This is a genomic window from Bellilinea sp. (genome assembly GCF_053501535.1).
Genome location: NZ_JBRCOK010000047.1, coordinates 1 through 10,538 on the forward strand (window position 1 = coordinate 1; position 10,538 = coordinate 10,538).

General features: G+C 50.1%; 8 protein-coding genes and 1 pseudogene. 5 read left to right on the forward strand and 4 right to left on the reverse strand.

Going from position 1 to position 10,538, the window contains the following annotated elements; all coding sequences use genetic code 11:
• Both ACWIZX_RS05150 and ACWIZX_RS05155 read right to left on the reverse strand, forming a co-directional pair.
• The coding region (locus ACWIZX_RS05150) for an extracellular solute-binding protein (RefSeq protein ID WP_448335032.1) at nt 1-1,019 on the reverse strand (1,019 nt) is incomplete at its 3' end.
• A 138-nt stretch (nt 1,020-1,157) separates the two neighbouring features.
• Nucleotides 1,158-2,390 carry an ROK family transcriptional regulator gene (locus ACWIZX_RS05155; protein ID WP_448335033.1) on the reverse strand — a complete coding sequence of 411 codons (1,233 nt, stop codon included), beginning with the start codon at nt 2,388-2,390 and terminating at the stop codon, nt 1,158-1,160.
• 136 nt (nt 2,391-2,526) lie between these two features.
• On the opposite strand from ACWIZX_RS05155, the gene ACWIZX_RS05160 reads away from it, so the two are divergent.
• A complete protein-coding gene (locus ACWIZX_RS05160; protein WP_322794205.1) occupies nt 2,527-3,354 on the forward strand; it encodes a lipoate--protein ligase family protein in 828 nt (275 codons plus the stop codon).
• Between the two features lie 12 nt (nt 3,355-3,366).
• Here ACWIZX_RS05160 and ACWIZX_RS05165 read toward each other — a convergent pair whose 3' ends face one another.
• Nucleotides 3,367-4,038, reverse strand: a complete 672-nt coding sequence (locus ACWIZX_RS05165; RefSeq protein WP_448335034.1) for a DUF4230 domain-containing protein — start codon at nt 4,036-4,038, stop codon at nt 3,367-3,369.
• Between the two features lie 152 nt (nt 4,039-4,190).
• On the opposite strand from ACWIZX_RS05165, the gene ACWIZX_RS05170 reads away from it, so the two are divergent.
• The 4 genes from ACWIZX_RS05170 (at nt 4,191) to ACWIZX_RS05185 (ending at nt 7,671) form a co-directional block, all read left to right on the forward strand.
• Nucleotides 4,191-5,189 carry a phosphate/phosphite/phosphonate ABC transporter substrate-binding protein gene (locus tag ACWIZX_RS05170; RefSeq protein ID WP_448335035.1) on the forward strand — a complete coding sequence of 333 codons (999 nt, stop codon included), beginning with the start codon at nt 4,191-4,193 and terminating at the stop codon, nt 5,187-5,189.
• Between the two features lie 90 nt (nt 5,190-5,279).
• Nucleotides 5,280-5,969 carry a SanA/YdcF family protein gene (locus ACWIZX_RS05175; RefSeq protein WP_322794208.1) on the forward strand — a complete coding sequence of 230 codons (690 nt, stop codon included), beginning with the start codon at nt 5,280-5,282 and terminating at the stop codon, nt 5,967-5,969.
• Entirely contained in the window at nt 5,966-6,538 is a 573-nt protein-coding gene (locus ACWIZX_RS05180; RefSeq protein WP_322794209.1) for an HDIG domain-containing metalloprotein, read from the forward strand. Before ACWIZX_RS05175 ends, ACWIZX_RS05180 begins: the two co-directional genes overlap by 4 nt.
• Nucleotides 6,539-6,567: 29 nt before the next feature.
• A complete protein-coding gene (locus ACWIZX_RS05185) occupies nt 6,568-7,671 on the forward strand; it encodes a nuclear transport factor 2 family protein (protein WP_448335036.1) in 1,104 nt (367 codons plus the stop codon).
• Nucleotides 7,672-8,036: 365 nt separating this feature from the next.
• On the opposite strand, the pseudogene gyrA reads toward ACWIZX_RS05185, so the two are convergent.
• Nucleotides 8,037-10,451: pseudogene (gene gyrA / locus ACWIZX_RS05190) on the reverse strand (DNA gyrase subunit A); the annotation flags it as partial.
• Nucleotides 10,452-10,538: the final 87 nt, after the last annotated feature.

Genomic DNA, 10,538 nt, shown 5'->3' on the forward strand with positions numbered 1-10,538 from the left:
AAGTACTTCATCACATCCAGTGCCACTTCGGCTTTACCGCGGTCAACAGCGTTCTTGCTCAGCATGAGGGTCTTGATCCCTACGAAGGGTTTACCCATGGAAACGATGGTGTAGTCAATGCCCGCATCTTCGATACCGGCAATTGCCCACGGGCCGGTCCACCACATGCCAACTTTGCCTTCCTGCAGAGCGGCATTGCAGATATCGTAGCTGTTTTCAGCCAGAGATACGGCTTTGAGTTTGACCAGCCATTCAGCCGCTTTCAGCGCTTCAGGAGTATCCATGTAGGCGTTGCCGTCTTCATCCACATACGCAGGTACACCAAAACCGAAATAAATCGGTGACAGGTGGTAGGCATCTTCAGCGCCAAAGCCCTGATTGCAGATTAGCGGAATGCCTTTATCTGCGTAGAATTTTTCAGCCTTTGCCAGAAGATCATCCCAGGCAAAAGGATCCTTGGGCAGGTATTCTTCGGTGACCAACGCTTTATTGGCAACCAGCGCAATACCTTCCATGGTCTCAGGCAATGCCCAAATGGTGTCCATCCAGGTCACGCCATTAATCCCCGATTCGGTGTAAACACTCTCAAGGAAGGCTTTGTCAATACCGAAATCGTTCAGCGCAACAATGTTACCCTGCAACGCCTGTTCACCAATTTTGTCATTCGCCCAACCGATGATGTCTGGGCCTTCGCCAGCCGGGATCGCCACATTTAAGGCATTGGCAACATCCTCCGGTTTGGAGAGGTCAATTTTGACATTCGGGTGGGAGGCTTCGTAATCCTTGAATGCCTGGGTGATGGCTTCGAGGTACTTTCCATCCCACTGATGCCAGATCGTGATGGTCACCTGCTCGGCAGTGGGAGGAGTGGTGGGTTGTGCCGGTGGGGTGGTAGGTTGTGCCGGCGGGGTGGTCGGCTGTTGTGGCGCAGTTGTTGGGGTAGCCGCCGGTTGGCAGGCTGCCAGAACAAACGAGGCGATCAGCAAAAGGCCGATCAAGGGCATTACTTTCTTAAACATCTCTTTCCTCCTTAAAAAATTTAGGTTTTACGAGTTCCTCCGATGGAGGGCAACCCTTGTAAAAGGGTATTCTCTTCTGGGGTAAATAAATCTTCAAATTGCGCTTGAAAATCCTGCACATCACCTCCTTTCAAATAATTAACTTGCTTCAGCCAGCTGATGTAAACTCAATGAAATTGCCTGAGCAACAGCGCCCATTGCCGAAGAGCGCTTGCCAAGCACGGCAGAAGTAATAGTTACCGCTTGTGAGGCGACTTTAAGACTGCGTTGTTTGGCAACCTTGCGCACCGGATCAAGCAGTAAATCACCTACTTGTGCAACCCCTCCGCCAATCACAATCTTGGTCGGATTAAACAGGTTGATCAAATTCGCCAAAGCGGTTCCAAGGTAATATCCTGCTTCCTGAACCAGCTTTTGGGAAAGATGATCACCTTTTCGGGCTGCGGCTATCACATCCATAGCACTAATCGCTTCTACAGACGGGAGCTCGCTCAAAGTTGTGCGCGCCCCGGCCTTGATGGCAAAAATTGCCTTCTGGGCAATTGCCCGTCCACCAGCCAATGCCTCCAAACAACCCCGGTTTCCGCAGGTGCATAACGGGCCATTCTCTTCTATTGTAACATGCCCAATTTCACCGGCACAGCCGGTTGTGCCGCGATAAATTTGACCATCAATCAGCAAACCTGCCCCGATGCCGGTTCCTACCTTGATATAGACCAGGTTGTCAACTCCACGCCCGGCCCCAAACGCCCACTCTCCTAAGGCGCCAAACTCCGCGTCATTTCCGAGCGTCACCGGGCAGCCCCAGGCTTTTTCCAACCACTCCCGAATGGGGAATAGATCCCAACCCGGCATAATCGGCGGACCGCTCACCATACCCGCATCGGTCACAATGGGGCCCGGTACACCCACCCCAATTGCTGTAATCTGAGCCAGATTTACACCCAATTCGTTCAGCCACGAGCGTAAAAACTGGTCAACAAATGGCAGACAGACCTGCGGCCCCTGGAAAATATCCAGCGAGGCTTCAACTTCGTCCATTACATGAGCGAGATAATCCGCAAGCACCAGGGTGACATGAGTTGCGCCAATATCCACCCCCACCACCAGCCCGCCTTGCGGGTTGATTTCCAGCTCAATGGCACGCCGACCCCGTGAAAATTGTCCATTGGTTTCGCGAACCAACCCGGCTTTGATCAAATCCCCAACAATAGCCGTTACCGCCGCACGGGTCAGTCCCAACTCACGCGAAAGTTCAATTCGAGAAATTCCGCTCGGACTGAAACGGATTAAATCCAGTGCGGCATGCTTGTTAAGATTTTTAACATTCGCTTTGGGAACTTGCCAGATTGTGGTATCCAAACGGCGCATTTCTCCCTGATTCTTGAAACTATTATAACCAAATCGGAAATAATGTCAAGTAACTTAACAAATACTTTGGAAATACAGAAAAAATGTATATACAAGAATATAACCCAACTCAATCCTTTCGGGTATAATTTCGTCTATGTTTCCAAAATCAGTCTGGCGATTAATCAAAACACCACCTGCGCCCGGCGCTTGGAACATGGCGCTGGATGAATCCATTCTCCAGTTTGTTGCAGCGGGTAAGTCGCTCCCTGTATTGCGTTTATACGCCTGGGAGCCGGCCTGTCTTTCTTTGGGTTACGCTCAGCCCATAAAAGATGTAGATTTTCAAAATCTTGTCGAAAATGGCTGGGAACTGGTGCGACGTCCCACCGGCGGAAGGGCAATTTTGCACACCGACGAACTCACCTACGCTGTTATTGCTCCACAGAATGAACCGCGTGTAGCCGGTTCTATTTTGGAAAGTTACCGCCGCCTTTCAACAGCACTGGTCGAGGCTTTGCACCTCCTCGATCTGCCGGCAACAGCCGATAAGGAATATCCTATCCCCGAGGGTAGCCAACCCAATGCTGCGGTCTGTTTCGAAGTGCCCTCCAACTACGAAATCACCGTCCAGGGTAAAAAACTGATTGGCAGCGCACAGGCCCGCCGCTACAAGGGGGTTCTTCAGCACGGGTCTTTGCCATTGTATGGTGACCTTACCCGCATTACTCAGGCGTTGCGCTTTGAGAATGAAACGGAACGCCGGCAGGCTGCTCAGCGTTTACTGGATCACGCCACAACCGTCGAAATGATACTCGGAAAAGTGTTGGACTGGGATACGGCTGCACACGCCTTCAAAACTGCCTTTGAGCAGGTATTAAATATTGAATTTTTGGAAACAGAGCCAGACGTAGAGGAATTAAGTTGCGCTGAAGAATTATTGATTCAAAAATACGCACACCCCTCCTGGACAGAACGCATTTAAACTCTATCCTCCCTACTTGACGAAGATCACGTCGGCGTAACCCAGACTGCGAAACAACCTGCTGAGGTAGGATTCAGCGTTCATTTGCGCCCAATCTAATATCCCATCGGCAATCGCGGCTTTTTCAATTTCCCGAACAGCAGCCTGACGTGCTAGAGTTTCTAAATTGATCTCTCCACGCCGTAAAATCCCCGTTTCGCGGTCATAGACATAGGAAAGATCATTATCCAAAGTAGCCACAAAAATCTCAGCTGCTGGCAATCGAACATATAAAACGCCGTTTTGAACCCATAAATCTTCCGGTTTTAATTTTTCCAGGTCCACCCCTGCGATCACCTTACCATGGGCTACGAAGAGCAACTTATCACCAAATAAAAAACTCAATTCGCCCTGACCTGCCTCGGCAGTAATAATTTTTTCCATGGAATACTGCGCAGTTTCCAATCGCGCGAGCGAGCGGATTTCGTAGATAATGGTCACCGGATCGGGGATGATGGTTGGAGTTGGGTTGAACAACAGGGCCGATTGGGTTGCAATGGCATCCCGCACCTGCTCCATCGGCTGTAAGGCCTCTTGAGTTGTGTTTCGCACCACGGACACTAAAACAATAATCGCCAGTGCAAAGACCAGCGCAAAAGACAGAATAATCAGCAACAGCCCTTTGAAAATCGAATGAACATTCATCTCATCACCTGAATGACTCCTCTATTCATGGACAGAACTTAACTCGGATTATAATCAATATACATTTATTCTGGAGAAATAACTCTGTGAATCAGCCGCTCAGGTTTCTTAAATACAAACCCTTATTATTGAAAATTGTAACCGTAACCATAATGTTGATCATGGCCCTGGCGGCATGTAACACTCAACCGGCCAATACACCAACCCCAACCCCTTCAACAACTCCTACGCCATCTTCAACCTCCACCCCAACCCCCGCACCACTTGGCAGCAGCCAGAATCCGCTGCGAATTGCTTTTTTGCAGGAAACCGAAAGCAATCGCCGCATTGAAATTTCTCGCAGCGAGATTCGCGACAATCTTAAAGAACTAACCGGTTACGAGTTTGAAATCGTGGTTTTTGACAACGCCGCCAATCTGGTCAATGCCTTCAAAGATCAGAAAATTCATCTCGGCTGGCTGCAACCCCTCTCTTACATCCACGCCCACAATCGAGGTTGGGTGAAAATCGGGTTACTGACCAACCATTTTGGCACGTTTTATTACGGTACTCAGTTTTTGGCCAATGTCGAAAGCGGCTATGTTTCCTATTTTGACCCGCTTGCCAACCTCAGCACAGCAGATGCACAAACCGCGCTTGCTCAATTGAATGGAAGCCGGCCCTGCTGGGTCGAACCCGGCTCAATTTCCGGTTACATTCTCCCCTTCGGGATTCTGGAACAGCTCGGCATCCAGACCCAAAACGGCGTATTTGCTCAAACCCATCCAGCCGTGGTACGCTCACTTTACATCAAAGGCATTTGTGATTTCGGAGTCACCTTTTCAATCTCTGGCGACCCGCGCACCTCCAGTCAGGTGATTAACGACTTAACCGACGCTCCACAGCGCGTGATCATCATCTGGCAATCCAATCCCGATATCCCCAACCTGAATCTGTCCTACGCTAATGCGGTGAGCGATTCGATGGTGAAGCAAATCAATGCCGCCTTTCTGGAATTGGTGAAGACCAGTGATGGAAAACGACGCCTCACTCAAGCGTTGAATGATTATGATGTACAGGACCTTCAGGTTGTGGATGATTCGGTTTATGACCCTTTACGCTCGGCTGTACGCTGGTCTGGGGTTGATTTGTCCGATTGGATTGGACGTTGATTCCCTCATTTTTCCGGGCATCACTTCTGGCATGAACCTTGTACTATCCTGAAGAGCGGTTTTCCACTGATGACATGGTAAAATCGCCGCATGGTCAAGAAAATCCTGATGTTCTTAATCCGTTTATTGCTTTTCAGCAGCATTGCCATCATTTTGGGCTTGGGTATTCCCAATATGATTGCGGAGTGGTATGCCCGTGCACGGCAATTTCAGGTTGAGCAAGCCCCTTCTGCGCCGGTAGCCATTGTGTTTGGCGCGGGTCTGACCCGCGATGGCCAACCCTCCCCCGTCCTGCGGGATCGCGTGGCTACAGCAGTTCAGTTGTATTTTGATGGGAAAGTTCAAAAAATTCTCATGAGCGGAGATAACCGATTTGTGGATTACAATGAACCCGGTGCGATGAAACGCTATGCTCTTTCGCTGGGAGTGCCAGAAGCAGACATCGTTTTGGATTATGCCGGCCGCCGTACTTATGATACCTGCTACCGCGCCCGTCATATTTTTGGTGTTCGTGAGGCAATTCTGGTCACCCAACGGTTTCACCTGCCGCGCGCCATTTTTACCTGTAATGGCCTCGGGGTTGATTCGGTTGGCGTCATTGCCGATCAACGGACTTACAGTCAATACGCTCACCGTTTTTGGCGCATCCGTGAAATACCCGCAACCGCCATGGCTTTTGTGGATGTGTTTATAACCCGCCCATTACCCGTACTGGGGGAACCCGAACCGATTTTCGGTGTGAACGACGAATCTTCTTTACAGGAGCAGGCTCACCCATGAACCGAGATGAGGCATTCCAAATCGTCAGAGAATTTGTAAAAAATCAGAATTTGGTTAATCACATGCTGGCCGTCGAGGCAGCCATGCAATTCTATGCCCTCCAATTAAACCAGGATGTAGAACTCTGGCGAGTGACCGGTCTCCTGCATGATTTTGATTGGGAAATCCACCCAACACTGGAAGAACATCCGCAAGCCGGTGTGCCAATTTTGCGGGAGCGCGGTGTTCCCGAAGAAATCATTCGCGCCATTCTCAGCCATGCTGATCACACCGGGGTTCCACGCCAGACTTTAATGGAAAAAGCCCTGTACGCCTGCGATGAAGTTACCGGTTTAATCACCGCCGTTGCACTGGTGCGTCCAAGTCGCTCTCTATATGACCTCACCTCTTCCTCAGTAAAGAAGAAATGGAAAGACCGTGCTTTTGCCGCCGGCGCAAACCGGGAGGAAATCGCCCGCGGGGCGGAAGAATTCGGCGTGGAATTATGGCAACATGTGGACAATGTTATTCTGGCTATGCGAAGTATCGCCCCTCAATTGGGGCTTGAAGGCAATCTCAAGCCTCAATAAATAATCACACCTGAATCAGGGAGGATGACATGACTGGATTAGTGGGGAAAGGTTTTTTTATCTGGAAAATTCAAGATTGTGAGGGGGGCAACCCTCTGGCAATTGCCAGCGCCGCTCAACAGGCCGGTTTCTCCCATGTTCTCGTTAAAATCGCCGATGGCGGCTGGCCGGTCAATATTGATCGCAAAAACAATACCGACCTGCTTCCGCCGGTAGTTCAGGCTATTCGCGATAAAGGCATTCAGGTTTGGGGCTGGCATTATGTTTATGGGAACGATCCGCTGGCAGAGGCCAACATTGCCATCCGGCGCATTCAACAATTTCAACTGGACGGTTACGTCATTGATGCGGAAATCGAGTACAAGCAAGCCGGTAAAGAGCGCGCCGCCCGCCGCTTTATGGGTAAGCTGCGCGAAGCTTTGCCCAACCTGCCCATGGCGCTTTCCTCTTATCGCTTTCCATCCTATCACCCCCAACTGCCCTGGAAAGTTTTTCTTGAATACGTGGACTTCAACATGCCTCAGGTATATTGGGAAAAAGCCCACAATCCTGAAGCACAACTGCGGCGCAGTGTTCGAGAGTTTCAGGGTATGACCCCATTTCGGCCGGTCATTCCTACCGGCCCAACCTATAAAACTGGCGGATGGGCACCCACCGAACAGGACATTCTCGAATTTTTACGCACCGTGCAGGCTTTAGGACTGAGTGCGGTTAACTTTTTTTCATGGGATGAATGTCGTAAACAAACTCCGGCCCTCTGGGATGTCATCGCTCATTTTTCGTTGTCACCCCAGCCACCCCCTCCCGATATTATTGAACTGTATTTCCAGGCACTCAACCTGCACGATCCTTCCTTGATCCTTCATCTCTACCATCCCGATGCCGTCCACATCACCCCAGCGCGGGTTATTCAGGGAAGTCAGGCAATTCGGGCATGGTACACCACCCTGTTTAATGATCTTTTACCGGCTGCAACTTTTACGCTAACCCACGCTTCTCAAAGCGGCAACAGCCGCCACTTCAACTGGACAGCCCAATCCGGCAACATCATGGTTAAAAACGGCAGCGATACTGTTGGAATCATGGATGGCAAAATAGCCTACCATTACACCAACTTCACTATTTCCGCATAATACTACTCTTCACTGCGCCTTCGCCCCCGCTTCTTCGGTGTTTGTTGGATCACTTCCGCCTGGGATGCAGGGGGAATTGCTGGCTTTTTCCTCGCTGTTGCCTTGGGAGTAGAATTTTTTTTCGTTGCCGGTGACGCGGTTTGGGGTTTTCTTTTCGTTTGCCCTTTGGGTTTTGAAACCTCTCCGATGCTTTCCAGAGGCAATTCCGCCTGTTTGGTTTGCACCCCTTTTCTTTCGCCCTTGACCTCTCTGGCGGGTTTTTGGGATGAGCGGGATGGCTCAGCAACCGCTTTCTCGGGAACTTGCCGGCTTCGCTTCACCGACTTTTCGGGTCTGGATGTCTCCCATTTTCCCAAATGATGAATCACCGCCTTGAGCCCTCTCACCTTCTCGCCGCCTTTCAGGTCGAAAATCGGCTTGCCATTGGTTGCGCGTTTCATCAACGGGATACTATCCATGCGGATGCTTTTCGCCGCCAGATGGTCAAAATAAACCAGGATATTTCGATCCCCCGCTCCGCTTACCGCACCTACCAACCCGCTGCCTTTGACCAAACGCGCTGCGATGATTCCCTGCCCGTATCTTCCCTGTAACACGGTTTGAGAAGCGGGAATACGCCATCCTTTTCCATCTTCAGTCATAAAAAGTAAATCTTCATCCGGGTTGAACACCATGCAACCGATTACTTCATCGCCGCTGCTCAACTTTATTCCATTGACACCGGCAGCAACCAACCCCATCGGGCGGACTTCACTTTCGGCAAATCGAATCATCATTCCGCTCTTGCTCACCAGAATGATCTCCTCGTTTCCCTCAGTGATTAATACACTCACCAGTTCATCACCGGGATTAATTTTTACCAGTGTAAAGGTCTGCGCCGAAGGGCCGGGCAATTCCCGTAGCTCGGTTTTTTTCACCATACCATTACGGCTGATAGTTACAATAAAAAAATCTTTCTCCTGGGGAATCTTCAAAGGAGCCGAGAATAAAACCACCGGCAGGCTTTCACTGCTGAGTGGACAGGCTTTGGAAATGAGTATTCCCTCGCTGAAATTTTCCACATCCGGCAGGGATTGGATCGCAATCGCCGCACACCTCCCATCCCGAGCAGCCAGATAGAGGGTATGGTTTGAACTGCAAAGAAGGATTGTTTCGGGAGCGTCTTTTCCGGTTAAGCGGGGTTGCTTTTCAGCGGAGATTCTGCCAATCAATCCCTCTCGGGTAACCCCCACCCAGACCTTTTCCTCGGGCATTAATTCACTGGTTGTCAGTACATCTTTTGCCGCTTCACCCTGTTTGAGTGAGACAATCTGGGTCCGCCGTCGGTCTGCATATTTTTGCTTAACGCTGATTAGTTCTTCGGCTACAGCTTCGCGCAACTTTTTTGCTGAACGTAGTAATTCCGTCAGGGTTTTGATAATCTTGAGCGTTTCCTGATATTCCAGCTCGATCTTTTTTCGCTCTAATGCAGCCAAACGCCTCAATTGCATTTCGAGAATCGCATTAGCCTGAATTTCGCTGAGTTTATACCGTTTCATTAACTTAATCCGGGCATCCTCCACGTCTTGCGCCTTGCGGATCAGGTTGATCATTTCATCCAGATTAGCCAGTGCAATCCGCAGTCCTTCAAGGATGTGAGCCCGCTGGCGAGCCTTTTCAAGATCATGTTCGCTGCGCCGCCGAACCACCGTAATCCGGTGATCCAGATACACCCGCAAAGCCTGTTTCAAGGAAAGCAGACGCGGTTCACCGTCCACGAGTGCCAACAACGAAATACGAAAAGTGGATTGTAGAGGAGTGCGCCGATAAAGTTCACGCAGAACGTTTTGTTCTTCGGCTACTTTATTCAATTCGATCACAATTCGCATCCCCTGCCGATCCGATTCGTCCCGCAGGTCGCTGATTCCCTCCAGCTCGTTTTCACGGGCAAGTTCGGCAATCCGTTCAATCAGCGATGATTTATTAATCTGATAGGGTAATTCGGTGATGATAATGCGGCTCTTACCTCTGCCCATTTCCTCCAGCTGTACTTTTCCGCGCAGCGTAACCTTACCTCTACCGGTCGCATACGCTGTGAGCAAATCTTCTCCGCCGTCCTCCTGAAGAATGATGCCGCCAGTAGGAAAATCAGGCCCACGCACAAATTTTATGAGGTCATCAACACCAATATCCTCCAACCGTTCCCATCGTTCCAACATATAGATGAGCGCATCAATCACCTCACCCAAATTGTGGGGAGGTATACTGGTAGCCATGCCCACAGCAATGCCGGAAGCACCGTTGATCAGCAAATTTGGCAAAGCAGCTGGCAGCACAAGTGGTTCATTCAAAGAATCATCAAAATTCCGTTCAAAATCAACCGTATCGCGGTCCAACTGGAGCAGTAAATCCAAAGCAATCGGCGTCAGGCGCGCTTCAGTGTAGCGCATGGCAGCCGGTGGATCGCCGTCAATCGAGCCAAAATTACCTTGTCCATCCACCAGCGGGTAACGCATCGTAAAATCCTGGGCCATGCGCGCCATAGCTTCGTATACTGCCTGATCCCCATGAGGGTGATACTTCCCCAAAACCTCACCAACTATTCTGGCAGATTTTTTATAGGCGGAATCGGCTCTCAGCCCCATATCGTACATGCCATACAGGATTCGCCGCTGCACCGGTTTCAAACCATCCCGCGCATCCGGCAAAGCGCGGGCAACAATCACGCTCATGGCATAATCCAGATAGGATTGCTGCATTTCATGGTCAATATCCACTTTACGAACGAGTCCAATCTCCATCAAAACCACTCCTCGCTGGATCGCAATATATATAAAATAATTTTCATTTCAGTTTATCACGGAAAGGCAGGTTTCAGACTTAAAAAC

What these genes read in the sequence shown, in the direction of transcription:
- ACWIZX_RS05155 (WP_448335033.1), bottom strand. Translation starts at nt 2,390, where the DNA reads ATGCGCCGTTTGGATACCACAATCTGGCAAGTTCCCAAAGCGAATGTT.
- ACWIZX_RS05165 (WP_448335034.1), bottom strand. Translation starts at nt 4,038, where the DNA reads ATGAATGTTCATTCGATTTTCAAAGGGCTGTTGCTGATTATTCTGTCT.
- ACWIZX_RS05175 (WP_322794208.1), top strand. Translation starts at nt 5,280, where the DNA reads ATGGTCAAGAAAATCCTGATGTTCTTAATCCGTTTATTGCTTTTCAGC.
- ACWIZX_RS05170 (WP_448335035.1), top strand. Translation starts at nt 4,191, where the DNA reads ATGTTGATCATGGCCCTGGCGGCATGTAACACTCAACCGGCCAATACA.
- ACWIZX_RS05185 (WP_448335036.1), top strand. Translation starts at nt 6,568, where the DNA reads ATGACTGGATTAGTGGGGAAAGGTTTTTTTATCTGGAAAATTCAAGAT.
- ACWIZX_RS05160 (WP_322794205.1), top strand. Translation starts at nt 2,527, where the DNA reads ATGTTTCCAAAATCAGTCTGGCGATTAATCAAAACACCACCTGCGCCC.
- ACWIZX_RS05180 (WP_322794209.1), top strand. Translation starts at nt 5,966, where the DNA reads ATGAACCGAGATGAGGCATTCCAAATCGTCAGAGAATTTGTAAAAAAT.